Origin of the sequence: Streptomyces boetiae (assembly GCF_031845405.1) — a bacterium.
GTDB lineage: Bacteria > Actinomycetota > Actinomycetes > Streptomycetales > Streptomycetaceae > Streptomyces > Streptomyces boetiae.
On the sequence record NZ_JAVREN010000016.1, the window covers coordinates 39,046 to 63,651 of the forward strand.

A 24,606-nucleotide genomic window follows, 5' to 3' on the forward strand; every position below is an offset into this window, starting at 1 on the left:
AAATGCGTGAAATTTTCGGCACCGAGTGTCTTGTCAGCTGGCACGGCGTGCCATACCGTGAGGGTGTCCACGGCGCAGTCCCACCGCATTCTGCGGGCGCCGGGGATGCCTTGCGTCACCAGGACGGCCGCGCCACCGCGCGGCCCCTCCGTACCGCCGCCGGACCGACGGCTCAGCAGCTCCTGCCGATCTGTATTTGTCGTTCCCTGTGTTCGGAGGCACCCCCAATGAAGGAAATCCTCGACGCCATCAACGCCCTTGACTCCTCGGACAGCAAGCGCGAGGACTTCGCCGCGCTCCCGCTGCCCGAGTCCTACCGGGCCGTGACCGTGCACAAGGACGAGGCCGGGATGTTCGAAGGCCTCACCACCCGGGACAAGGACCCGCGCCGCTCCCTGCACCTGGACGAGGTCCCCGTGCCGGAGCTGGGCCCGGGCGAGGCCCTGGTCGCCGTGATGGCCAGCTCGGTCAACTACAACTCGGTGTGGACCTCGATCTTCGAGCCGGTCTCCACCTTCGGCTTCCTGGAGCGCTACGGCCGCCTCTCCCCGCTGACCAAGCGCCACGACCTGCCGTACCACATCATCGGCTCCGACCTGGCCGGCGTCGTCCTGCGCACCGGCGCGGGCGTCAACGCCTGGAAGCCGGGCGACGAGGTCGTCGCGCACTGCCTGTCCGTGGAGCTGGAGTCCCCCGACGGCCACAGCGACACCATGCTCGACCCCGAGCAGCGCATCTGGGGCTTCGAGACCAACTTCGGCGGCCTGGCCGAGATAGCCCTGGTCAAGACCAACCAGCTGATGCCCAAGCCCCGCCACCTCACCTGGGAGGAGGCCGCCGCCCCCGGCCTGGTGAACTCCACCGCCTACCGGCAGCTCGTCTCCCGCAACGGCGCCGGCATGAAGCAGGGCGACAACGTCCTCATCTGGGGCGCCAGCGGCGGCCTGGGCTCCTACGCCACCCAGTTCGCCCTCGCCGGCGGCGCCACCCCGATCTGCGTGGTCTCCTCCCCCGAGAAGGCCGAGATCTGCCGGAAGATGGGCGCCGAGGCGATCATCGACCGCAACGCCGAGGGCTACCGGTTCTGGAAGGACGAGAACACCCAGGACCCGCGCGAGTGGAAGCGGTTCGGCAAGCGCATCCGCGAGCTGACCGGCGGCGAGGACGTGGACATCGTCTTCGAGCACCCCGGCCGCGAGACCTTCGGCGCCAGCGTCTACGTCACCCGCAAGGGCGGCACCATCGTCACCTGCGCCTCCACCTCCGGCTACCGGCACGAGTACGACAACCGCTACCTGTGGATGTCCCTCAAGCGCATCATCGGCTCGCACTTCGCCAACTACCGCGAGGCGTACGAGGCCAACCGCCTCATCGCCAAGGGCAAGATCCACCCCACCCTCTCCAAGGTGTACACCCTGGAGCAGACCGGCCAGGCGACGTTCGACGTCCACCGCAACCTCCACCAGGGCAAGGTCGGCGTCCTGGCACTGGCCCCCAGCGAGGGCCTGGGCGTGCGCGACCCCGAGCTGCGGGCCAAGCACCTCGACGCCATCAACCTCTTCCGGACCCCCGAAGGCGAGTGACCGACATGGGCGCGAAACGCGACCGGCCCTGGCTGATGCGGACCTACGCCGGCCACTCCACCGCCGAGGCGTCCAACGAGCTGTACCGGCGCAACCTCGCCAAGGGCCAGACCGGCCTGTCGGTGGCGTTCGACCTGCCGACCCAGACCGGCTACGACCCGGACCACATCCTGGCCCGCGGCGAGGTCGGCCGGGTCGGCGTCCCGGTGGCCCACCTCGGGGACATGCGGCGTCTCTTCCAGGACATCCCCCTGGACCGCATGAACACCTCCATGACGATCAACGCCACGGCCATGTGGCTGCTGGCGCTCTACCGCACGGCCGCCGAGGAGCAGGGCGCCGACCCGGCGCTGCTCCAGGGCACCACGCAGAACGACATCGTCAAGGAGTACCTCTCGCGCGGGACGTACGTCTTCCCGCCCGAGCCCTCCCTGCGGCTGATCACCGACACCATCACCTACGCGGTCAACCACATCCCCAAGTGGAACCCGATCAACATCTGCAGCTACCACCTCCAGGAGGCCGGGGCCACCCCGGTCCAGGAGATCGCCTACGCCATGTCCACCGCCATCACGGTGCTGGACGCGGTCCGCGACTCGGGCCGGATCGCGCCCGAGCGCCTGGGCGACGTGGTGGCCCGCATCTCCTTCTTCGTCAACGCGGGCGTCCGCTTCGTCGAGGAGATGTGCAAAATGCGGGCGTTCACCCAGATCTGGGACCGGGTGACCCGCGAGCGGTACGGCATCGACAACCCCAAGCAGCGGCGTTTCCGCTACGGCGTCCAGGTCAACTCCCTGGGGCTGACCGAGGCCCAGCCCGAGAACAACGTCCAGCGCATCGTGCTGGAGATGCTGGCCGTCACCCTCTCCCGGGACGCCCGCGCCCGGGCCGTCCAGCTCCCCGCCTGGAACGAGGCGCTGGGCCTGCCCCGGCCCTGGGACCAGCAGTGGTCGCTGCGCATCCAGCAGGTGCTCGCGGAGGAGAGCGACCTGCTGGAGTACGAGGACATCTTCAACGGCAGCCACGTGATCGAGGCCCGCACCGGCGAGCTGGTCGAGGCCTCGCTGGCGGAGATGAAGCGGATCGAGGAGATGGGCGGCACCATGGCGGCCGTCGCCTCGGGCTACCTGAAGTCCGAGCTGGTCGCCTCGCACGCCCGCCGCCGGGCCCGCATCGAGTCCGGCGAGGAGAAGATCGTCGGGGTCAACAGCTACACCTCCACCGAGCCCAGCCCGCTGACCGCCGACCTGGACACGGCGATCATGACCGTGGACCCGGAGAACGAGGCCCGCGTCGTGGAGGCCCTGAAGCGCTGGCGGGCCGAGCGCGACGAGACGGCCGTCCGCGCCGCCCTCGACGAGCTGAAGCGGGTGGCCGAGGGCACCGGTAACCTCATGAACCCCTCCCTCGCCTGCGCCCGCGCGGGCGTCAACACCGGCGAGTGGGCCGGGGCCCTGCGCGAGGTCTTCGGCGAGTACCGCGCGCCCACCGGCGTCAGCGGCGCCCCGGTGGCCGTGGCCGCCGAGGAGGGCGGGCACCTGGCCGGGGTCCGCCGCTCGGCCGCCGCCACCGCCGAGCAGCTCGGGACGGGCCGCCTGCGGCTGCTGGTCGGCAAGCCCGGCCTGGACGGCCACAGCAACGGCGCCGAGCAGATCGCGGTGCGGGCCAGGGACGCCGGCTTCGAGGTGATCTACCAGGGCATCCGGCTCACGCCGGAGCAGATCGTCTCCGCCGCCGTCGCCGAGGACGTGCACTGCGTCGGCCTGTCCATCCTCTCCGGCTCCCACGCCGAGCTGGTGCCCGACGTGCTGGAGCGGCTGCGCGCCGCGGGCGCGGGCGACATCCCGGTCGTGGTCGGCGGCATCATCCCGGCCGCCGACGCCGCCGAGCTGCGCGCCGCCGGCGTCGCCGCGGTCTTCACCCCGAAGGACTTCGGCATCACGGACATCATCGGCCGTATCGTCAACGAGATCCGCACCGCCCACAAGCTCGATCCCCTGGAGGTCCCGTCATGAGCACCACCACCCGCGCGCAGCGCGCGCGGCGTTCCTGCCTGGCCGTGCCGGGCAGCAACCCGCGCTTCCTGGAGAAGGCCCAGGGCCTGCCCGCCGACCAGGTCTTCCTCGACCTGGAGGACGCCTGCGCCCCCATCGCCAAGGAGGGCGCCCGGCACACGGTGGTGCAGTTCCTCAACGAGGGCGACTGGACGGGCAAGACCCGGGTGGTGCGCGTCAACGACTGGACCACGCACTGGACCTACCGCGACGTGATCACCGTCGTGGAGGGCGCCGGCCCCAACCTCGACTGCATCATGCTGCCGAAGGTGCAGGACGCCGAGCAGATCGTCGCCCTGGACCTGCTGCTCACCCAGATCGAGACCACCATGGGCTTCGAGGTGGGCCGCATCGGCATCGAGGCGCAGATCGAGAACGCCAAGGGCCTGGTGAACGTCGACGCCATCGCCGCCGCCTCCCCGCGCCTGGAGACGATCATCTTCGGCCCGGCCGACTTCATGGCCTCCATCAACATGAAGTCCCTGGTCGTCGGCGAGCAGCCCCCCGGCTACCCGGCCGACGCCTACCACTACATCCTGATGCGCATCCTGATGGCCGCCCGCGCCAACGACCTCCAGGCGATCGACGGCCCCTACCTCCAGATCCGCAACGTGGACGGCTACCGGGCGGTGGCCGAGCGCGCCGCCGCGCTGGGCTTCGACGGCAAGTGGGTGCTGCACCCCGGCCAGGTGGAGGTCTCCAACGAGGTCTTCTCCCCCAGCCAGGAGGACTACGACCACGCCGAGCTGATCCTGGACGCCTACGAGTACTTCACCTCCAAGGAGGGCGGCGCCAAGGGCTCCGCGATGCTCGGCGACGAGATGATCGACGAGGCCAGCCGCAAGATGGCCCTGGTGATCGCGGGCAAGGGCCGCGCGGCCGGGCTCCAGCGGACCAGCAAGTTCGAGCCCCCGTCGGCGTAGCCGCGCCGCCCACCCCTGCCGTTCCGGAGGAAACGATGCAATTCGGCCGCACTTACGAAGAGTTCACCGTCGGGGACGTCTATAAGCACTGGCCGGGCAAGACGGTCACCGAGTACGACGACCACCTCTTCTGTCTGCTCACCATGAACCACCACCCGCTGCACATGGACTCCCACTACGCGGAGGAGACCACGGACTTCGGCAAGAACGTGGTGGTGGGCAACTACATCTACTCGCTGCTGCTGGGCATGTCCGTGCCGGACGTCTCCGGCAAGGCCATCGCCAACCTGGAGGTGGAGTCGCTCAAGCACATCGCCCCCACCTTCCACGGCGACACCATCTACGGCGAGACCACCGTGCTGGACAAGACGCCCTCCCGCTCCCGGCCCGACCGGGGCGTGGTGTACGTCGAGACCCGCGGCTTCAAGCAGGACGGCACCGTGGTGTGCGTCTTCCGCCGCAAGGTGATGGTGCCCACCGCCACCTACATCAAGGAGCGCGGCGGCGAGCAGCCGGGCCGTCCCGAGCCGCGCGGGAAGGAATGACGATGGGCAGGCTGGCGCAGACCGACGGGCTCACGGACGTTCAGCAGGAGATCCTCTCCACCGTCCGGAACTTCGTCGACAAGGAGATCATCCCGGTCGCCACGGAGCTGGAGCACCGGGACGAGTACCCCACGGAGATCGTGGAGGGCCTCAAGGACCTGGGCATCTTCGGGCTGATGATCCCCGAGGAGTACGGCGGGCTGGGCGAGTCCCTGCTGACGTACGCCCTGTGCGTGGAGGAGATAGCCCGCGGCTGGATGAGCGTCTCGGGCATCATCAACACCCACTTCATCGTGGCCTACCTGCTGCTCCAGCACGGCACGCAGGAGCAGCGGGACGAGTACCTGCCGCGGATGGCGGCCGGCGAGGTGCGCGGGGCGTTCTCCATGTCGGAGCCGGGCCTGGGCTCGGACGTCTCCGCGATCTCCTCCAAGGCCGTGCGGGACGGCGAGGAGTTCGTCCTCACCGGCCAGAAGATGTGGCTGACCAACGGCGGCTCCTCCACCCTGGTCGCGGTCCTGGTCCGCACCGACGAGGGCCTGCCCGAGGGCAGCGCGCCGCACAAGTCGCTGACGACCTTCCTCGTCGAGAAGGAGCCGGGCTTCGGCGAGGTCCGCCCGGGCCTGACGATCCCCGGCAAGATCGACAAGATGGGGTACAAGGGCGTCGACACCACCGAGCTGATCATGGACGGCCTGCGCCTGCCGGCCGACCGGGTCCTCGGAGGGAGGACCGGCCGCGGCTTCTACCAGATGATGGACGGCGTCGAGGTCGGCCGCGTCAACGTGGCCGCACGCGGCTGCGGCGTCGCGCAGCGCGCCTTCGAGCTGGGCATCACCTACGCCCAGCAGCGCCAGACCTTCGGCAAGCCGATCGCGCAGCACCAGGCGATCCAGTTCAAGCTCGCGGAGATGGCCACCAAGGTCGAGGCCGCGCACGCCATGATGGTCAAGGCCGCCCGCCTGAAGGACTCCGGGCAGCGCAACGACCTGGAGGCGGGCATGGCCAAGTACCTGGCCTCGGAGTTCTGCAAGGAGGTCGTGGAGGACTCCTTCCGCATCCACGGCGGCTACGGCTTCTCCAAGGAGTACGAGATCGAGCGCCTCTACCGCGAGGCCCCGATGCTGCTGATCGGTGAGGGCACGGCCGAGATCCAGAAGATGATCGTCGGCCGCCGCCTCCTGGAGGAGTACAAGCTCCGCTGACCGCTGACCCCTGATCGCGCGCCCGGGGCTCCCGGCCCTTCCCCGCCGGGCCCCGGGCGGGCCGTTCCCCTCAACGCCCCCGGCCACCGCGGCCCATCGCCGCGGGGCCGGGGTGCATCACGCCTGCGGCGCGCTTGGCCGTACCGCGGCGCGCTCCGCACGCGCGGCGCTGCCGCGCCGGGACTCCCGGCTGCGCGGGGCCGCCCGGCGCTTTCGGCTGCGCCGGGTCGCCGCCCGGGCGGCGCTCGCGCTCGCGGTGCGTGCCCCGGCGCAACGCCCACGGCGCGCCTTGCCGCCAGCCGGCTGCGGCGGGCCGCGCCGCGCGGAACCCACGCCGGAAACGCAAGGCCGCGCCAGGCGGGGACCCGCTGGCGCAAGGGGCTGCGCCGGGCGGCGCGGCCCCGCTGCCTTCCGGCTGCGCCTCAGCGCCGCCGGGAGCGCGCGCCCGCGGCGCATGCCCCGGCAGAATGCCCACGCCGCGCGTTGCCGCAAGCGTCCGCAGGGCGGCCGGCCCCGCCGCGAAAGCACCCCGCACGGGGCCTCAGGCCGGGCCGGCCAGGCCCGTCTCGTACGCCAGAATGACCAGGTGCACCCGGTCGCGGGCGTGGAGCTTGGCGAGCAGGCGGGTCACGTAGGTCTTGACCGTGGCCACGGAGATGACCAGCTCCGCGGCGATCTCGGGGTTGGACAGGCCGCGGCTCACGAGCGTCAGCACCTCGCGTTCCCGGTCGGTGATGCCCGCCGGGCCCCGGCCGCCGCGCGGGGCCGTGCCGGGGCCCGCCGCCGGGCGGGCGGCGAATTCCGCGATCAGGCGGCGGGTGACGCTGGGCGCGATCAGCGCGTCCCCCGCGGCCACCACCCGGACCGCCGCGAGGATGTCGTCCAGCGCCAGGTCCTTCACCAGGAAGCCGGACGCCCCCGCGCGCAGCGCCCCGTACACGTAGTCGTCGTCGTCGAAGGTCGTCAGCATCACCACGCGCGCGGTCCCCGCCTCCGTGATCCGCCGCGTCGCCTCGATCCCGTCCAGGCCCGGCATCCGGATGTCCATGACGACCACGTCGGGCCGTTCCGCCTCCGCCAGCCGCACCGCCTCGGCGCCGTCCCCCGCCTCCCCGACGACCTCGATGTCCGGCGCGTCGGTGATCACCATCTGGAGCGCGGTCCGCACCAGCGGCTGGTCGTCCGCGAGCACCACCCGCACCGTGGCGGGCCCGCTCACGCTCCGGCCCCCGCCGGAACGGGCAGCCGCGCCGCCACCCGGAAGCCGCCGCCGGGCCCGGGCCCCGCCGAGAACTCCCCGCGCAGCAGCGCCACCCGCTCCCGCATCCCGACCAGCCCGTAGCCGGTGTCCGGCGCCCCGCCGGGCCCGCGCCCGCCGTCCACCACCTCGATGGTCAGCTCCTCCTCCCGGCAGGCGACCGTCACCGCGCAGGAGCCCGTGCCCGCGTGCCGCACGACGTTGGTGACCGACTCCTGGATGATCCGGAACGCCGACAGGTCGATCTCCGGCGGCAGCGGCCGGCGTTCCCCCTCCCAGCGCACCTCCACGCGCACGCCCGCCGCCGTGGTCGCCGCCGCCAGCCGCTCCACGTCCGCCAGGCCCGGCATGTCCTCCCCCGGTGCCGGCGCGTGCGCATGCGCGTGCGGGTGCGGCTGCGGCTGCGGCTGCGCCCGGCGCAGCGCCCCCAGCATCCGCCGCAGCCCCGAGAGCGTCTCGCGGCTGGCGGCCTCCACCTCGCCGAGCGCCTGCCTGGCCCGTTCCGGCTGGGTGTCGATCACCCGCCGCGCCGCCCCGGCCTGGAGGGCGACGATGCCCATGGTGTGGGCGACCACGTCGTGCAACTCCCGTGCCATCCGCAGCCGTTCCTCGCTGACGGCCTGCTCCGCCGCCCGGGCCCGCACCTCCTCGGCGTGGGCCCGCGCCTCGTGCGTGGCGTTCCCCATGAACCAGGCCACGACGGCGGTCAGCGCCACGGTCAGCTCGGTGGAGGTGCCCACGGTCCAGCCCATCAGCAGGCGGGCGGCCAGATAGCCGGCCAGCGTGCCCAGGGCCATCAGCAGCGCGGCGGCCCCGGTCCGGCGCGGGCGTCCGGCCGCGATGAAGCCCACCGCCACGTCCGCCGCCACGAACTGGAGCAGCGGGATTTCGGCCACGCTCAGCGTGGTGGAGGCGACGGCGGAGCCGAGCAGCACGAGTCCGAGGCCGGTCAGCGGACGGCGGCGCAGCAGGCGGCTGCCGCCCAGCGCGAGGCCGGTGGCCAGCGTGAGGATGGTCAGCCCGTCCCAGCGGTAGAGGTACTCGGCGGGGAAGTCGGCGGGCATCTGCTCCCCCGGCAGCCGCACCCGCGCCAAGAACGTCAGGGTCGTCCCGCCGAGCCAGGCCAGCGCCGTCCAGGCGCCGGGCGACACCCGCCTGAGCAGCGGCGGAGGCGGCGAGACGGACATGCGCCGATCGTAACCGGACACGTTTCGGCCGGAATCAGACCTGGGTCGTACACCCCCGGTCGACACGGCGCGCCCGGAAGTGTCAGCGGCGGTCCGATGCCCGCGACGGGCCGCCACCGGCAGCGTTGTCCCCGTGATCGAAGTGACCGACCTGACCAAGCGCTACGGCCGCACCCCGGCCGTCAGCGGCCTGACCTTCACGGTGCGCCCCGGCCATGTCACCGGCTTCCTCGGGCCCAACGGCGCGGGCAAGAGCACCACCCTGCGGATCATCCTGGGCCTGAACATCCCCACCTCCGGCTCGGCCACGGTGAACGGCCGCCCCTTCCGCGACCGGCCGCGCGGCCTGCGGCACGTGGGCGCGCTGCTGGACGCGCACGACGTGCACGGCGGCCGGACCGCCCGCGCCCACCTGGCCGCGCTGGCCCGCTCGAACCGCATCCCGCCCGCGCGGGTGGCCGAGGTGCTGGCCGAGGCCGGGCTGACCTCCGCCGCCGACCGCCGCGTCCGGGGCTTCTCGCTGGGGATGAAGCAGCGCCTGGGCATCGCCGCCGCGCTGCTGGGCGACCCGCCGGTCCTCCTCTTCGACGAGCCCCTCAACGGCCTCGACCCGGAGGGCGTGCTGTGGGTGCGCGGACTGTTCCGGCGGCTGGCCGCGGAGGGGCGGACCGTGTTCGTCTCCAGCCACTTGATGACCGAGATGGAGAACACGGCCGATCAGCTGGTGGTCGTCGGCCGGGGCGAGCTGATCGCCGCCGAGAGCCTGGCCGCCTTCGCGGCCCGCTCCGCGCGCGGCGGCGTGGCCGTGCGCAGCCCGCGCGCCGCCGAGCTCGCCCCGCTGCTGGCCGACGCCGGGGCCTCCGTCCTCTCCGGTTCCTCCGGCGACGGCTCGCTCCTCACCGTCACCGGCCTGGACGCCGCCCGCGTCGGCGACCTCGCCCACCGCCACGGCATCCCCCTGCACGAACTGACCGCCCGCACCGCATCGTTGGAGGAGGCGTACATGGAACGCACGGCCGGCCGCGCCGAGTACCGCGCGGGGGGCGCCCGATGACCGCCCTCCCCTTTACCTCCGCCTTCCCCGAGCCGGCGGCCCGCTTCCGCGACCTCCTGGCCGCCGAGTGGCTCAAGCTCCGGACCCTGCCCTCCCTGACCTGGGCCCTGGCGGTCACGGCCGTGCTCGTCCTCGGCTTCACCGCCGCCGACACCTGGGACCTCTCCCGCCACTGGACCCCGGACCCGGGGCCCGGCATTCTCCTCGGCGCGTACCGCGGCCCCTACAGCCACTCCGCCGAGATCTGCCTGATGCTCGCGGCCGGCAGCATCGGCGCGATGGCCGTCGCGGGCGAGTACAGCACCGGCCTGAACCGCGTCACCTTCGCGGCCGTCCCCGCCCGCCGCTCCGTGATGGCCGCCAAGGCCGCGGTCCTCGCGGCCGTCTCCACCGCCCTCGGCGCGTTCCTGGCCCCGGCCTCCTTCCTCATCACCCAGGCCATCCTCTCCGCCCACGACCAGCACATCCCCCTCACCCACCCCGGCGCCCCCCGCGCCCTCCTCGCCTCCGCCCTCATCACCCCCGTCTGCGCCCTCACCGGCGCGGCCCTGGCCACCCTCCTGCGCCACCCCGCCACCAGCGTCATCGCCGTCGCCTCCCTCCTCCTCCTGCTCCCCTCCTTCTTCGGCCCCGACCGCTACTGGTCCGCCGTGGCCTCCCACACCTTCCCCTCCACCGCCCTCGAACGCCTCACCCAACTCACCCCCCACCCCGTCCCCTACCCCTGGACCCCGACGGGCGCCTGGACGGTCTTCACGGCCTGGGCCCTGTGCGCAACCCTGCTGACGATCCTGCCGGTGCGGTACCGGGACCAGTGACTAGTGCTCCGGCGGGGCCACCCGCCGGAGCACACCGCCTCACCATCCGCTCAGGCGACCACGACACCACGATGGGCGGCCCACGCCTCCGCCGCAGAGACGATGACGCGGGTCCACGAGCCGTCCGGCCAGCGATCAGCCACTTCCCGCCACATGCGCACAGTGGCCACAGCGAAGGCATCAATGGCCTTCGGATCCGCGTTCGCCCACGCCTTGCAGCCGGCTGTCCAAGCCTCCGCGCTCTCGGCACTGTGCCCGGCCGAGATCAACTGCACCACCAGCATGGCCGGATCGATGAACGCGGCGCCCCGAGTGGGCCACGCCCAGTCCACGGCCCACATCCCGTGACTCCCGACGAGCAGGTTGCTGGGATTGATATCCGCGTGCAGGAGCGCGTCCCCCCTGAACAGCGAAGGCGCTCCCTCATCGGCAAAGCGGTCCCATCGAGACTCACGCCAGTCGTGGGCAACCTCCGGCAGCGCCATCTCACCGATGCGATTGAGAAGTGCCACGACGGCCGGCAGGTCCGGCGAGTCCGGATGGAATTCAGCCTTCCGCGCCCGCACGAACTCGAACCCGAGGACGATCCAATCCTCGTCCTCCGCCGCCCATAGCAGGGCCGGGGCGATTGGCCGCACGAAGGGATTGATCGACCTCTCCCGGAGCATCTGGTCGCGCCGTCCTCCGGGGCGATTCCTCATTGCCTTGACGAAAAACCTCCCCGTCTCGCACTCAACGGCGGCTGTGAGGTCCGAGCGATACTCCGTCGGCCGGACGTCAGTCACCTCTCCTGTGTGCGGACGGATCAGTGCCCAGAAGTCGGGGCCCGGAAGGTCACCTGCCATGGTCCTCATCTCTTCGGGTCGCACTCGTTGCTGGGGTAGCCCGGCCCGCACTCCGTGTTGGGCCCACATCGAGGCCGGCACGCCTGATCCGGCTGGCAGGGCTCCTTGGGGCGACAGTTGTTCTTCGGCGCACAGTCTTGCTTGTCCGGTCGGCAGGCCCTCTCTGCTCCCACCGCGCTGCGGATGGTGGCGTTGGCCTGGGCCATGGCAGCGCCGCCGAGGATATCGGCAAGGGCGGCGTCCTGGACGTTGCCGACCCCCATCCAGCCGCTGAAGACACAGGGACTCACTTCACCCTCCGGGCCGACACAAGCCCTTCCCGTCCCGCACTGCCCGCACAGGCCGGCGGCGTCCGGGGCCTGCTCACGCGCGCCTCGGCCGAAGGCCCGGATGTGATCGACACCGATTCGGGTGATGCCCAGGGCTTCGAGGTCCCGCCGGGCCGCGTCGATGGTCCGCCGGCTGTCGCCGATGATCCCCACGCGCAAGGGAATGCCGAGCCCCACGGCCCTCTCGATGTTCGCCCTGGTCCTGGCGTGGCTGCGGCGCCGGGTCATCGCGTCGTGCTCGCCGGCCTCGGCCGAGTAGTACGACGTGGCGAGCGTGACCCCCTCGCGCTGGAAGAGCGCCCACCACTCGTCCGTGACGCGCACCAAGTTGCTGAAGATCTCGACCCCCAGGCCGAGGGCGAGTGCATGACCGGCCAGTTCCAAGGCGTCGGGATGCATGGTCGGCTCCCCGCCAATGAGCTGGACATCGCGCACACCGCAGGCAACGGCCTGGTCCAGCACATCGACCCAGTCCTCGCGCGTCATCGTGCCGTGCGTGCCCTCCGGCCCGGACGCGTTGTAGCAGTGCACGCAAGCGAGTTGGCACTTGCGCGTCAGGTCCAGCCACAGGAACTCCGTCGCGGGCCGCTCAACGCCTAAGGCCCCGATGCTGTCCGTCACTCCCTCGTCTCCTCTCACTCACTGTTCTCGTCCGGCGCCGCATGGCTGCCCGCCCCCTGCCGCCGCGCGAACCGGCGCGCAGAAGCAGGGGGCGCGCGTTTCAGCGCACCCGGCGCGCCGGAAGGCGCGGGTCCACGGCGCGCATCGCGTACAGGACCGTCGTCGGGCGCATCGTGAAGGACGTGCCGTCGTGGAAGTCGAGGCGGCGCCCGCCGCGCGGCAGGGCCGTCATGTCGCGGACGGTGAACACCTGGCCGCCGACCAGCAGTTGATCGCCCAGCCGTACCGTCCCCGGGTCCACCGTCACCCCCAGGACCGCCCGGGTCACCGTGCCTCCTCGCAGGCCAGGCGCAGGGAACGCCCCAGGGCACACGGCTCTCCCGGCGCGCACTCCCCGCACTCCGCCACGTGCATCCGCAGCGCGCCCCGCGCCCGAGCCACGTCCGCGACGTGCGGATACACCGACACCTCCGCCCGCACGTCCTCCGGCCGCACCTCCCACTCCCGGCCCCCACCCAGGGGCCGCAGCATGGCGTAGGGCCCGCTCGTTCCCATGTAGAGGCCCCGCCGCCCGGTGGCCTCGTCCCGCACCAGCGCTCCCACGTCCGTGTGATCCTCGCTGCTCGTGTCCATGCCCCGAGCGTGCCGCCACGGCCCGTCCGACCAGGGGCCCAACGGGGTTCTCCAGCGGGTCCCTTGGGGAATCCCAGCAGGCCGGGGCGGGGCTACTCTGGAAAGAACCCCCGCCCCACTCCCGTCAGGTGGCCCATGGACGAACGCGAGGCCCGGCGCGGCGGATACCCGCTGACCATCCCCGACGCCCTGCTGCGCAGCGACGCGATGCGGCGGGCCTGCGCCGTGCGGGACTTCGGGGAGATCTTCCGGCTGGTGAACCGCCGCAGCGGCACGAGCCTGACCGCCATGGCCGCCGCGATCGGCAGGATCTCGCCCTCGCGTATCAGCGACGTGATCCACGGCGCACGCGGCATCCGCCGCGAGCACGTCATCGAGCGGATCGCGGACGGCCTCGGCATCCCCGGCGAGATGCTGGGCCTGCCCCCCCGGCCGTGGGAATCCGCGCCCACGGCCGCCGACAACCCGCTCCCCGAGCTGAACGACGAGCGCGGCGACGCGTTCGCGGAATCCATCCGCGAGACCTCGCGCACGCTGATCGCACTCGACAACGCCCTCAACGGCCTCCCCATCGCTGACCTTGCGGCACGCGCGTTCAAGGTCGTCAACCGGCGGCTCGGCAAAGGCGTTCCCGATCCTCGATACGAGCGGGACATCCAGGCTGCCGCAGCAGAGCTGGCCGAGATCGCGGGCTGGGCGCTGTTCGACGCGGAGGAGCATGAGGCCGCCGAACGCTTCAACCAGCGGGCGCTGTTCCTGGCCCGCCTGTCCGGGGACCGATCGATCGAGCTGCTGATCCTGCAGAACATGGGCATGCACGCCGGGTGGCTCGGGCGGCCCCGCGAGGAAGTGTCCGCCGCCCGGGCTCTTCTGGAAGGGCGGCGCCTTTCACCGCGCGTCGAGGCCATCTTCCACACCCGGGAGGGCCGGGGACTGTATGCGTTGGGGCAGAGCAAGCAGGGGGCCGCCGCCTTCAACCGGGCGCGATCGTTGCTCGGCGAGAGCGCCAGGGCCGACGACCCGGCGTGGACCTGGTGGATCACCGCTCCGGAGATCGACGGGCACGAAGCCTGCGAGCTTCACAAGACTGGTGACTGGCGGCGGGCCATCCCGCTGCTGCTCCACTCCCAGGGGCACCCTTCGGTGGGCTACAAGAGCCTGTACTCGGCCCGGTTGCTGGGCTCCTACCTACAGGGCGGCGCCTGGCGGGAGGCGGAGGAGGTGGCAGAGGCCATCGTCCCGGTCGCTCCGGAGATCACCTCCGTGCGAGCACTCAACCTCCTGGGCGGCGTCGCCCGTACGGGCAAGGCGCTTCCCGGCGCGCCGTCCAGGCTCCGCGACACCCTCGACGCCATCGACACGGCCGTCGGCGCGGACCCCTACGCCCTGTGAGCGCCAACGACAGCTCTCGCTGCGAGCCTGGGCGGCACGAAGCCCGGGAGCAGGGACCGCAGTTGGGTGAGGAGCGGTCCGCGACAAGGCGTCCTCGGCCGGGCACGGCCGAGTGGGCACATCTTGCCGAGGGAAACGCCAAGCAGGCCCGGAAGCGCGTGGCGGCGGATGTCGTTCTGCGAGACCCCGACGGGAAGATCCTCCTGGTCAATCCCACCTACAAGGAAGGCTGGGACCTGCCGGGCGGCATGGTCGAGGCGAACGAATCGCCTTTGGACGCGGCCCGACGCGAGTTGCTCGAAGAGCTGGGAATCCGGCCGGAGCTCCACGGGCTCGTGTCCGTGGACTGGGACCCGCCCCACGGGCCATGGGACGACCAGATCGTGATGGTCTTCGACGGCGGCACCCTGGACCCGGGGGACGCGGCCGGACTGCGACCACGCGACCCCGAACTGTCGGCGTGCGCCTTCTTCCGGCCCGAGGACGCGGTAGCCGCCGTACGCACCCGCATCCGGGGGCGCGTTGCCCGGACCCTGGGGGCGCTCGCGGCGGGCGTGCCGTGCTATCTGGAGTCCGGCCGTCCGGCGTGGTGACGCGCACCCCCAGCGCCACTGTTCCCAGCGACTCCCCACGCGATCTGCCCGCGCCCGATGCTGGCCTCGGCAACCGCCGCGTCGATGATGCCGCCGATCTCGGCGGCGATGGCGCGGGCCTCGGTCAAGTCGCTGGTTTCGGCGGCGCGTACTTCCAGCGTGCGCAGGCGTACCGCGCGACCCGGCTGACGCTCGATCGCCACAAACACAGCCCACTGACCGACGAAGCGGCGCACCGGCGCGGCGCTCACCTGCTCGTGAGCATGGCGAAGAGCAACGGCACGCTCGGCGTCGAACGTGGGCAGAGCCGCCGGTGCCAGGAGGGCGAGGGCGGCCCGCAGGTCCTCGACGCCGGTCATCCCGCGTCCGCCACGCCGTCCGAGACCGCCCGGTCGATGTCCTCGGCGGCGACCGGACCGCCGAAGTCCAGGCGGGGGATGTCCCAGTCCTCGTTCCAGCGCCGGGTACGCAGGGCCACGAGGTGCAACGCCTCCCGGAAGTACTCCGACTCCGCCCGTCCCTCCCGCGCCGCCGCCCCCTTGATCAGCGCGAGGTCCTCCTCGTCGACCACGACCGTCGTCTTCTTGCGGCGGGTCTTCCACTGCGAGTGGTACATGGCTCCTCCGGCCTGCCAACGGTCGAAGCTCGCTGCCGTGTCTTCGGACGCGAGCGCCGCGACACGTGCGGTCAACGCGCGGTCCCGGGAAGCGGAGGCCAGCGGCCTCACCGGTAAGGATGCCCCTCCCAGATGATGCGGGCCGCCGCCTCCGGGTCCGGGGTGACCGAGGGGGGTGTGTCCCAGACGCGGGTGAGGCGGGTGTCGGGGCCGTAGGGGGGCCAGCCGGGGTCGCCGGTGGTGGCGAAGGTGGTCCAGGCGGTGCGCATCCGGGCGGAGAGGGGCCCGAAGCCGGGGTCGGGGGTGTCGCCGAGGAGTATGCGGGCGGTGGGGTCGTCCGTGTTGCCGAAGACCAGGGGGAGGTCCACGGCGTGGCCGGCGCCCAAGGGGGTGCGGTCCCAGGTGAGTTCGTAGAGGAACGTCCGGCCGCCGGTCGTGGCGTGGGCCTCGGCGGACCACTGGGCCGGGGCGCGGAAGACGAGGTCGGACATGATGCGCAGGTTCACCTCCGCGTCCGCGAGCTTGGGCTCCGCGGCCCGGTACGCGGCCGGGGCGCCGGAGGGGAGGCGGGCGAAGGCGGCCGTCTGTGCCGGGTCCGCCCCCAGCAGCGTGTCGGTGGCGAAGAGCGTGAACTCGTCGCGGTTGAAGCCGAAGATCACCTCCACGTCCCGGGCCGCGCCCGTGGCGAGCGCGCGCCAGGGCACCGCGTCGAGGAGGACGCCGTCCCGGACGGGCCCGTAGGGGACGAGGGTGGGGGTCTCCCAGGAGCCGGGGTCGGTGAGCATCGAGACGACCGGGGCGGACTCGGCGCGGTGGAAGCGCTCGGGCGGCACGGCGGCCAGGGCGTCGGCCGTGGGCGGGACGCCGAGTTCGGCGGTGGTCAGGGCGGCGATGCGCCGGGCCTGCTCCTCGCCCGGGTAGAACTCGGGCATGCTCTGGACCACCGCCCGCCGGAACAGGTCCCGCGCGGGCGGCGCGACGAGCAGCGTCGCCAGGCAGCCGGCGCCCGCCGACTCGGCGAAGACGGTGACGTCGCGCGGATTGCCGCCGAAGCCCGCGATGTTGTCCTGGACCCAGCGCAGCGCGGCGATCTGGTCGAGGATGCCGCGGTTGGCCGGGGCGTCGTCCACCCAGCCGAACCCCTCATAGCCGAGGCGGTAGTTGAGGGAGACCACGACGACACCCTCGCGAGCGAGGCGGGTGCCGTCGTAGAGGGGGACGCGGGAGCTGCCCCTGCGGTACGCGCCGCCGTGGATCCAGACCATGACGGGCAGGCCGGCGCGGGCCGCGACGGGCGGCTCGGGGGTCCAGACGTTGACCGACAGGTAGTCGGAGCCGTCGCCGGGCGACCAGGCGCGCGGCACGCGCCAGCCCGGGTACGTCGGCTGCGGGGCGACCGGGGAGAACGCCAGGGCGTCCCGGACCCCGTCCCAGCGCGCGGCCGGCCGGGGCGCGCGGAAGCGCAACGGCCCCTCAGGCGGCGCCGCGTAAGGGATGCCGCGGAAGACGGCGGGGCCGTTGCCCACGCGCTCGCCGCGCACGGCTCCCCGGTCGGTGTTGACGATCACCGCGGTCCCCTCTCGCCACGTGAAAGCGATGATCAGACTACTCATCCTGTTCCCTGGGTCCAGAGGGCGCTGTCCCCACCGACCGGGCCCCCGGCGATCAGACGTGAAGGACAAACGGGCAGAATGCGGAGGGAAAGCGAACGGCCGCGGCCCGATCACGGGCAACGGGAGGGAGGCGGCGCGATGACGGACGGGACCCCACCGGGACCCCGCACGCGAACGGCCGCCGCCCCCGCGGCCGTCGGCGCGTTCCTCCTCCTGCTGTGCGGCGTGCTCCTGCTCGCCGTCGTCCCGGCCCAGCTCGCGCAGGCGCGGGAGTACGCCCGCGCGCCCGCCTGCCCGGCCGCGGACGCACCCTCCGGGGACTGCGCCCGAACGACCCCCGCGACCGTGCGCGGCATGGACGAGCAGCCCCGCGGCAGGAGCGTCCGGTACTGGCTCACGCTCGCCGAGGACGGGACGGAGGCCACCCGCCGCGTGCGCCTGGACGACGAGGAGCCGGTGTACGCGCTGCTGAGCGTCGGGGACCGGGTGACGGTGACGCACTGGCGCGGCGAGATCCGCACCGTGGCCTTCGGCGGCGCCACGCAGGAGACCCACGCCTCCCCCGCCGACGACTGGCGGCTGCCGGCCTCCCTGGCCCTGCTGGTGCTCCCCCTGGCGCCCTGCGTGCTGTGGATGGCCTGGTGGATCCGCTGCCGATGGCCCACCGCCGAGCGGGTCGCCGCCCCGCTGATGACCGGGCTGCTGGTGACGGCGATCGTCGCGGGCCTCGCCGGCTTCGTCGCCGCCATGGCCGGGCCGGGCCTGGCCGTGGCGTTCCTGGCCATGGCCGCGGGCGTGCCCGTGGGGGCGCTGCTGGGCCTGTTGAGCGCGTGGCTGGTGCTCCGGCGGCTGAGGGCGGCGGCCGACACCGGCGACGTGCGCGCGGTCACCCCCACGGAACGGCGCTGCCTCCCCGCGACCGTCAGCGGGGACGTTCCCTACAGCGTGGCGGGCTGGGGCCACCTGGTGGTGGGCGAGGGACGCCCGTCGGCCACGCCCGACCCCACGGGCCACTTCTCCCGCAGGGACATCCCGGAGACCCTGACCGTCCGGCGGGTGCGGGCGTTCGGGCCCAGGGACCCGGACGGCTGGGCGAGCGCGTACCGCTACGACGGGGTGGTCATCGAGTGCGAGGACGGCGAGCGGGCCGTGCTGATCGCCGCACGGCGGCGCGACGCCCCGCTGATCCTGGGCGCCCTGGCGGCCCAGGGGGCGTGAAGGCGCGGCAGGACGGGCCGAGCGGGCGCTCGGCACGCCGGCCAGGGGCGTTCAGGGCAGCTCGCGCGGCCCCGCCAGGAAGGACGCGGGGCCCAGGAGCCGGTACGTGTCCAGGGCCAGCGTCACCGCCACCAGGTCGCGGGGGCGGGAGAGGTCCAGGCCGGTCGTGGCCTCGAAGCGGCGCAGGCGGTTGAGGACGGTGTTGCGGTGGCAGAAGAGGCGCTGCCCGGTCCGCAGCGCCGAGCCGCCCTGGTCGATCCAGCAGCGCACCGTGTCCAGCAGCAGGTCGCGGTCGGCCGGCTCCAGCGCCAGGACCGGCCGCAGCGCGCGGGTGGCCAGCTCCGCGGAGAGGTCGGGGCGCGAGACGAGCAGGCCCTGCGGCAGCCGCGCGTCCAGACGCGCGATCTCGCCGTCCGCGCGGCAGGTGCGCAGCGCCAGCTCCGCCAGGTCGCGGCCGTGGGCGAGGCCGGCCAGGCCCTGAACGACCGGGCTGATGCCGACGCGGACGCCGCGGTCCGGGGAGAGCCCGGCCACGAGCGCGTCGATGGAGCGGTCGCCGAGGACGGCGATGTAGATGTCCTGGCCGCCGCGCGCGTGGTGCAGCAGCGGGATGCCGGGGATCTGCGGGTGCCAGCCCGGGTGGCCGCTCGGGCGGCCGGTGACGGCCAGAACCACGGCGTAACGGCCCTCCGCCGGCAGGTCGAGCAGCGCGGCGCAGTCGCGGGCGAAGACCGGGGAGACGTCCGGTTCGAGGAGCGCGGCGACGATCACGCGCAGGCGTTCGGCGCTGCGGGTCGCGCCGTCCGCGGCGATCTGCCGGTAGGCGTCCACGATCATGCCGGAGTCGCGGTCCACGGACTTCCACACCCAGTCCGCGACGTGCACCAGGTCGTGGACGTCGCCGAGCCGCTCGCGTTCCACCGTGCGCACGATCCCGCGCCAGAACGCGGAGGCCGCCGCCCGGTAGGCGGCCAGCACCTCGTCCACGCTGCGGTTGCGCTCGGCGATGCGCAGGCCCAGCTCGCGGGTGAACAGCTCCACGTCCGTGATCCGCGCCGGGTCGATGTGCGTCTCCAGGCCCAGCGTGGAGCCGCGGTGCACCAGCCGGTCCAGGTCAGGCGGGGCCAGCAGCGGGTCGCCGTAGTAGGGGACCTCGGCGCGGATCGCCTGGGTCACGGAGTCGGTGAACTCGTTGCCGCGCCGCAGCAGCCGGCCGCAGGCGCGGACGAACAGGTCCGCGGACTGCGCGGGGGCCTCCGCCGCCATGGCTGCCTCCTCGGGCTCCTCGGGTCCAGGGCCGCCCATGCTAAGCCGGGAGGCGCCCGAGGGGGAGAGCGCGGACCGGACACGGCCCGTGAGCGCCGCGGCGACTGGGCGCGGGCACAACGCCGGGCCCGGCGCGATGGGAATCCGCACCGGCCGCGTTCCGCCCGGTCGCCGGGCCGGGGCCGCGCGTGATCCGGTAAGGCGAACGGTCAATCCCAGCCGACCCCAAGCCGACGGAGTGCGTCCATGGTGCTGTCCCTGGCCTGTGTGCTGGCCGAATCCGCCCGGCGTCACCCCGACGCGGTGGCCGTGGTCGAGGAGGGGGGACGGATCACCTACGGCCGGCTGTGGCGGGAGGCGCTGGCCTACGCCGGGGCCCTGCGGGAGCTGGGCGTGGCCCCGGGCGACCGGGTCGCGCTGATGGCGCCGAACACGGCCTCCTTTCCGCGCCTCTACTACGCGATCCTGGCGACCGGGGCCGTGGTGGTGCCCGTGCACCTGCTGCTGACGCCCGGCGAGATCGCGTTCGTGCTGCGCGACTGCGGGGCGAAGGCCCTGGTGGCCACGGCCGGCCTGGCCGAGACGGCGGCGGGCGCCGCGGGGCAGGCGGGGGTGCAGCTCGCCGTGGCCGCGGACACGGGCGACGACGTGCCCGCAGGGCTGGACACCCTGGCCCGCGAGAGCCGCCCGGCCGAGGGCTGGGTCCCGCGCGAGCCGCTGGACCCGGCGGTGATCATCTACACGAGCGGAACGACCGGCCGCCCCAAGGGCGCGGTGCTCAGCCAGCTGAACCTGGTGATGAACGTCACGACCACCGCCTTCGACACGCACGGCCTGGGCCCGGACGACGTGGTGGTGGGCGCGCTCCCCCTCTTCCACGCCTACGCCCAGACCTGCGCGATGAACGCGGCGTTCCGGGTGGGCGCCCGGCTGGTGCTCCAGCGGCGCTTCGACGCGGCGGAGGCGATCCGGCTGATGGTGCGCGAGGGCGCCACGGTCTTCCTGGGCGTTCCCACCATGTACGTGGCGCTGGCCAGGGCCGCGGCGGACGCGGAGGAGCTCCCGGCGCTGCGGCGCGGGATCTCCGGCGGGGCCTCGCTGCCCGAGCCGGTCCTCGAACGCTTCCAGGAGGCGTTCGGCACCACCGTCTACGAGGGCTACGGCCTCTCGGAGACCTCGCCGACGGCGACCGTGAACCAGGCGGCGTTCGGCTCGCGGCCCGGGACCGTGGGGCACCCGGTGTGGGGCGTGGAGGCGGAGATCGCGGACCCGGCCGAGCGTGGCCGCATCCGGCTGCTCCCGGCCGGGGAGCGCGGCGAGGTCGTGGTGCGCGGGCCGAACGTCTTCCTCGGCTACCTGGGGCTTCCCGAGGAGACGGCGGAGGTGCTGGTCGACGGCTGGTTCCGCACGGGGGACCTGGGCGTGAAGGACGAGGAGGGCTTCCTGCGGATCGTGGACCGGGTCAAGGACGTGATCATCCGCGGCGGGTTCAACGTCTACCCGGCCGAGGTGGAGAACGTCCTGGCCGGGCACCCGGACATCGCCGAGGCCGCCGTGATCGGGCTGCCGGACGAGGAGCGGGGCGAGGAGATCTGCGCGGTGGTCGTGCCGCGGGTGCGCGGGGCAGGCCCGGAGGAGGCGGAGCGGCTGATCGAGTGGGCCCGGGAGCGGCTGGGGCGGCACAAGTACCCGCGGCGGGTGGAATTCGTGGACGCGCTGCCGCTTGGGCCGAGCCTGAAGGTGCTGAAACGGGAACTGCGGGTGCGTTTCGCGCCCTCCCCGGCGGCGGGGGTCCCGGGCGGGGCGGCGGCTCCCGACGCTGGCGCGGCAGCCGGGAGTTGAGGGCCGAACGGGCTGCTGCCTTGCCGAGTTGCGGCCCGCTCCCTATAGCATCGAGGCAGTCGCACCGCTCTAGGACGGGGCGGCTTCCCCCGCTCACAAAGGTAAGGTCCCATGCCCGACCGCTCAACCGCGCTACCCGGAGGTCGAGGCCGCGTGCGGCTGGCCCGTGGCGCCTCCCCGTGGCTGCTGCCGACCGTGGCGGTGGCCGCCGCCGGCCTGGTGCGAGCCCGTCGCTCAGGACGCTGGGCGGCGGCTGCGGTCCCGGCCACTGCGCTGGCGGCGGGCATGCTGTGGTTCTTCCGCGACCCGGAGCGCGAGATCGGGCGGGGCCGGGTGATCTGCCCGGCGGACGGCGTCGTTCAGTCGATCATGCCGTGGGAGGACGGGCGCACGCGGGTCGCGATCTTCATGAGCCCGCTGAACGTCCACGTGAACCGCGCGCCCGTGGCCGGCACGGTGACCTCCGTCACGCACATCCCCGGCGGCTACGTCCCGGCGTTCAACAAGGAGAGCGACCAGAACGAGCGGGTCGTGTGGCACTTCGACTCCGAGCTGGGCGACGTCGAGATGGTGCAGATCGCCGGCGCGGTGGCCCGCCGCATCGTTCCCTACGTGCCGCCAGGCGCGAAGGTCGAGCAGGGCGACCGGGTCGGGCTGATCCGCTTCGGCTCCCGCGTGGACGTCTACCTCCCCCAGGGCATTCAGCCGGCCGTGGGCGTCGGCGAGCGGACCACGGCGGGAGTGACACGCCTTGACCGTGATTGACCGGAAGTCCTCCGCCCGGGCGGCGCGGACGGCCGGGCACACCGGGCGCGCCGGCCGGAAGGGGACCGTCTCCTGGGTGGCCGAGGACGACGAGGAGGCGGACGAGGACATTCCGCTGTCGATGCGGTTGTCGATAGCCGACACGCTCACCCTCTCGAACGCCACCTGCGGCTTCCTGGCCGTCTACTTCACGACCACGGGCGTGCTGATCCCCCACCTGACCGCCCAGGGCGACGCCGGAATGGTCCGGAACAACGCCGCCACGGCCGTTCTGCTGATGCTGCTGGCCTCGGTCTTCGACCTCTTCGACGGCCTGGTGGCGCGCAAGCTGCGCAGCTCCCCCATGGGCGCCGAGCTGGACAACCTCTCGGACCTGATCAGCTTCGGGCTGGCCCCCGCCTACTTCGTGGTGGTCTGGGGGATGGTCGTGGGCGACGTCCACGAGCCGCTGTCCGCGCTGGCCGCGATCACGGTCCTGCTGGCGGTGGTGCTGCGGCTTGCCCGCTTCTCGTGCGTGACGATGCCCGACGGCGTCTTCCAGGGCATGCCCAGCCCCTTCGGGGCGCTGACGGTCGTCTCGATCGTCCTGCTGGAGCTGCCGTTCACGCCGACGCTGCTGGCGATCCTCGGCGTGGCCTGGCTGATGGTCAGCCGCGTCGAGTACCCCAAGCCGCGCGGAACGCTCGCGGTGGCGATGCTGTGCTGGATCGTGCTGAGCATGGCCCTGCTGACCGCGTGGGCCCTGGACGCCCCCAGCGGCGAACTGCTGCTCCAGACCGGCTGCTCCCTCCAGTTGGTCCTCGGCGCGGTCATCCCCCTGTTCGCCATGGCCCGCCGCGTCCACACCTTCCGCGACAACCGCCGCGAATCCCGCGCGACGGCCGAATCCTGAGGCCCACGAAGCCCACGAGGGCCCGGCACCCTGGGGGTGCCGGGCCCTCACTCGTAGCCGGTGGCGGCTACTCGCGGGTGTAGGAGTCGGTCAGGGGGGAGGTGAAGGGGTCGCCGAGGACGGTGAGGCCGCCGGGGGTGTCGGCGTCGGGGCGGAGGATGTAGCTCTCGGTGGAGGAGGGGGCGGCGGGGTCGGAGAAGTCGTGGGCGATGCCGAAGCCGTTGTCGGCCTCCGTCATCGCCAGCATCGCCTGGGCCACGCCCTCGCGCGTCAGGTCCTCCGCCTCGCAGGCCGCCTCAAGGGCCTGGCCGAGCAGGGAGATCGCGCTGTAGCCGGCGGCCACGCCGTTGTCGAGCTGGTCGTCGGGGTACGCCTCGGCGTAGGCGGCCGACAGCTCGGCCGGCGTGCCCTCCTCCGCACCGATGGGCAGGGCGGGCGAGGCGACGTAGTAGTTGGCCAGCAGAGCGGGGCCCGCGCCGGTGTCCAGGAGCTGCGGGGCGAACGCCGAGTTGTTGCCGATGATCGGGACCTCCAGGCCCGCCGCGGCGGCGACCCCGGCGACCGAGGCGGCCTGCCGCGGGCCCGCGCTGACCACGATGGCGTCCACGCCGTCCCCGGCCAGCGCCCGGACCTGCGCGGTCATGTCCTCGTCCGTGGGCGCGATGCGCTGCTCGGCCACGCTCAGGCCCAGCTCCTCGGCGGCGTGCCGGGAGCCGGCCAGGGCGTTCTCGCCGTACGCGCCCTCGAAGTAGACGTGGCCGAGGGTGTCGCCCTCGCCCAGGCCGAACTCCTCGGCGAGGAAGTCGATGGCGTTGATGGTCTCCAGGTCGTAGGTGGAGCCGACCATCTGGATGTACTCGCTGCCCAGCAGGTCGGCGGACCACGCCTGCGGGAGCACGAGGACCTGGTCCTGCCCGTCGATGCGCTCGCGGACGGTGTTGACGTAGGCCGAGCCGATGAACTGCGAGTACGCCAGGACCTGCGAGCTGGTCTCGCTGTAGGCGGAGACGGCCTGTTCGGCGTCGTAGCCGTGGTCGCGGACCACGAGTTCCACGTCCCGGCCGCAGATGCCGCCGGCGTCGTTGGTCTGATCGGCCCACAGCTGCTGGGCCTGGGTGACGCTGGCGCCGAGGGTGGCGTAGGGGCCGGTCATGTCGGTGAGGGCGCCCAGGGTGATGGTGGAGTCGCTGACGCCGATGTCGGTGGCCACGCCGTCCGCGCCGCCGCCACCGCCGCCCTCCTCCTCGGCCTTGCCGCTGCACGCGGTGGCGGCAAGGGCCACCAGGGCCACGGCGGCCAGGCTCGCGGCGGCGGGTCTGCGCCGGAGCGGTCCGGGGATGCGTCGGTCGTTCAT

24 protein-coding genes are annotated in these 24,606 nt (G+C 73.1%); 13 read left to right on the top strand and 11 right to left on the bottom strand.

Translation table 11 applies throughout. The annotated features are described in order from the left end of the window. The first annotated feature begins 227 nt into the window (after positions 1-227). Genes ccrA through RM780_RS13195 form a run of 5 tightly spaced genes read left to right on the top strand, consistent with a single transcriptional unit; the run spans position 228 to position 6,310 of the window. Positions 228-1,583, top strand: coding sequence for a crotonyl-CoA carboxylase/reductase (ccrA, locus tag RM780_RS13175; RefSeq protein WP_311630862.1), 1,356 nt, complete (start codon positions 228-230; stop codon positions 1,581-1,583). A 5-nt stretch (positions 1,584-1,588) separates the two neighbouring features. Further along, the gene (locus tag RM780_RS13180; RefSeq protein WP_394812955.1) at positions 1,589-3,598 is read left to right on the top strand and encodes a protein meaA; all 2,010 of its coding nucleotides are present in this window, start codon (positions 1,589-1,591) and stop codon (positions 3,596-3,598) included. After that, positions 3,595-4,560, top strand: coding sequence for an HpcH/HpaI aldolase/citrate lyase family protein (locus tag RM780_RS13185; RefSeq protein WP_311630864.1), 966 nt, complete (start codon positions 3,595-3,597; stop codon positions 4,558-4,560). Before RM780_RS13180 ends, RM780_RS13185 begins: the two co-directional genes overlap by 4 nt. Before the next feature lie 35 nt (positions 4,561-4,595). After that, the gene (locus tag RM780_RS13190; RefSeq protein ID WP_311630865.1) at positions 4,596-5,105 is read left to right on the top strand and encodes a MaoC family dehydratase; all 510 of its coding nucleotides are present in this window, start codon (positions 4,596-4,598) and stop codon (positions 5,103-5,105) included. A gap of 2 nt (positions 5,106-5,107) precedes the next feature. Then, the gene (locus RM780_RS13195; RefSeq protein ID WP_311630866.1) at positions 5,108-6,310 is read left to right on the top strand and encodes an acyl-CoA dehydrogenase family protein; all 1,203 of its coding nucleotides are present in this window, start codon (positions 5,108-5,110) and stop codon (positions 6,308-6,310) included. A 541-nt stretch (positions 6,311-6,851) separates the two neighbouring features. On the opposite strand, the gene RM780_RS13200 is transcribed toward RM780_RS13195, so the two are convergent. Next, the gene (locus tag RM780_RS13200; RefSeq protein WP_311630867.1) at positions 6,852-7,529 is read right to left on the bottom strand and encodes a response regulator transcription factor; all 678 of its coding nucleotides are present in this window, start codon (positions 7,527-7,529) and stop codon (positions 6,852-6,854) included. Continuing rightward, positions 7,526-8,755, bottom strand: a complete 1,230-nt coding sequence (locus RM780_RS13205) for a sensor histidine kinase (protein ID WP_311630868.1) — start codon at positions 8,753-8,755, stop codon at positions 7,526-7,528. Before RM780_RS13205 ends, RM780_RS13200 begins: the two co-directional genes overlap by 4 nt. 133 nt (positions 8,756-8,888) lie before the next feature. Between RM780_RS13205 and RM780_RS13210 the strand changes: the two genes are divergently transcribed. Then, entirely contained in the window at positions 8,889-9,809 is a 921-nt protein-coding gene (locus tag RM780_RS13210) for an ABC transporter ATP-binding protein (RefSeq protein ID WP_311630869.1), read from the top strand. Further along, complete coding sequence (locus RM780_RS13215) at positions 9,806-10,627, top strand: ABC transporter permease (RefSeq protein WP_311630870.1); 822 nt, start codon at positions 9,806-9,808, stop codon at positions 10,625-10,627. Before RM780_RS13210 ends, RM780_RS13215 begins: the two co-directional genes overlap by 4 nt. 50 nt (positions 10,628-10,677) lie before the next feature. Here RM780_RS13215 and RM780_RS13220 read toward each other — a convergent pair whose 3' ends face one another. The 4 genes from RM780_RS13220 to RM780_RS13235 form a co-directional block, all read right to left on the bottom strand. Continuing rightward, positions 10,678-11,472, bottom strand: coding sequence for a protein kinase family protein (locus RM780_RS13220; protein ID WP_311630871.1), 795 nt, complete (start codon positions 11,470-11,472; stop codon positions 10,678-10,680). Positions 11,473-11,477: 5 nt separating this feature from the next. Further along, a complete protein-coding gene (locus RM780_RS13225; protein ID WP_311630872.1) occupies positions 11,478-12,422 on the bottom strand; it encodes a radical SAM/SPASM domain-containing protein in 945 nt (314 codons plus the stop codon). Between the two features lie 100 nt (positions 12,423-12,522). Further along, a complete protein-coding gene (locus RM780_RS13230) occupies positions 12,523-12,750 on the bottom strand; it encodes a hypothetical protein (protein ID WP_311630873.1) in 228 nt (75 codons plus the stop codon). Then, the gene (locus RM780_RS13235) at positions 12,747-13,055 is read right to left on the bottom strand and encodes a hypothetical protein (protein ID WP_311630874.1); all 309 of its coding nucleotides are present in this window, start codon (positions 13,053-13,055) and stop codon (positions 12,747-12,749) included. The genes RM780_RS13230 and RM780_RS13235 overlap by 4 nt, the downstream gene beginning before the upstream one ends. 135 nt (positions 13,056-13,190) lie before the next feature. On the opposite strand from RM780_RS13235, the gene RM780_RS13240 reads away from it, so the two are divergent. Both RM780_RS13240 and RM780_RS13245 read left to right on the top strand, forming a co-directional pair. Continuing rightward, a complete protein-coding gene (locus RM780_RS13240; protein WP_311630875.1) occupies positions 13,191-14,447 on the top strand; it encodes a helix-turn-helix domain-containing protein in 1,257 nt (418 codons plus the stop codon). A 62-nt stretch (positions 14,448-14,509) separates the two neighbouring features. Continuing rightward, positions 14,510-15,040 carry an NUDIX hydrolase gene (locus RM780_RS13245; protein WP_311630923.1) on the top strand — a complete coding sequence of 177 codons (531 nt, stop codon included), beginning with the start codon at positions 14,510-14,512 and terminating at the stop codon, positions 15,038-15,040. Here RM780_RS13245 and RM780_RS13250 read toward each other — a convergent pair. The 3 genes from RM780_RS13250 to RM780_RS13260 form a co-directional block, all read right to left on the bottom strand. Next, positions 15,010-15,399, bottom strand: coding sequence for a hypothetical protein (locus RM780_RS13250; RefSeq protein WP_311630876.1), 390 nt, complete (start codon positions 15,397-15,399; stop codon positions 15,010-15,012). The genes RM780_RS13245 and RM780_RS13250 overlap by 31 nt on opposite strands. Next, a complete protein-coding gene (locus tag RM780_RS13255) occupies positions 15,396-15,656 on the bottom strand; it encodes a ribbon-helix-helix domain-containing protein (protein WP_311630877.1) in 261 nt (86 codons plus the stop codon). Before RM780_RS13255 ends, RM780_RS13250 begins: the two co-directional genes overlap by 4 nt. 107 nt (positions 15,657-15,763) lie before the next feature. After that, complete coding sequence (locus tag RM780_RS13260) at positions 15,764-17,269, bottom strand: carboxylesterase/lipase family protein (protein ID WP_311630878.1); 1,506 nt, start codon at positions 17,267-17,269, stop codon at positions 15,764-15,766. Between the two features lie 138 nt (positions 17,270-17,407). On the opposite strand from RM780_RS13260, the gene RM780_RS13265 reads away from it, so the two are divergent. Then, a complete protein-coding gene (locus RM780_RS13265; protein WP_311630879.1) occupies positions 17,408-18,487 on the top strand; it encodes a hypothetical protein in 1,080 nt (359 codons plus the stop codon). A gap of 51 nt (positions 18,488-18,538) precedes the next feature. Here the strand turns inward: RM780_RS13265 and RM780_RS13270 are convergent, their stop codons facing one another. After that, complete coding sequence (locus RM780_RS13270) at positions 18,539-19,753, bottom strand: PucR family transcriptional regulator (RefSeq protein WP_311630880.1); 1,215 nt, start codon at positions 19,751-19,753, stop codon at positions 18,539-18,541. 246 nt (positions 19,754-19,999) lie between these two features. On the opposite strand from RM780_RS13270, the gene RM780_RS13275 reads away from it, so the two are divergent. From RM780_RS13275 to pssA, 3 genes are all read left to right on the top strand, one after another. Further along, positions 20,000-21,595, top strand: a complete 1,596-nt coding sequence (locus RM780_RS13275) for a long-chain-fatty-acid--CoA ligase (RefSeq protein ID WP_311630881.1) — start codon at positions 20,000-20,002, stop codon at positions 21,593-21,595. Positions 21,596-21,706: 111 nt separating this feature from the next. After that, positions 21,707-22,360: a phosphatidylserine decarboxylase gene (locus RM780_RS13280; protein ID WP_311630882.1), complete on the top strand. Its 654-nt coding sequence runs from the start codon at positions 21,707-21,709 to the stop codon at positions 22,358-22,360. Positions 22,361-22,481: 121 nt separating this feature from the next. Next, on the top strand, positions 22,482-23,252 hold the full coding sequence (gene pssA, locus RM780_RS13285; RefSeq protein WP_311630924.1) for a CDP-diacylglycerol--serine O-phosphatidyltransferase: 771 nt from the start codon (positions 22,482-22,484) through the stop codon (positions 23,250-23,252). A gap of 67 nt (positions 23,253-23,319) precedes the next feature. Here pssA and RM780_RS13290 read toward each other — a convergent pair whose 3' ends face one another. Further along, positions 23,320-24,606: an ABC transporter substrate-binding protein gene (locus tag RM780_RS13290; RefSeq protein ID WP_311630883.1), complete on the bottom strand. Its 1,287-nt coding sequence runs from the start codon at positions 24,604-24,606 to the stop codon at positions 23,320-23,322.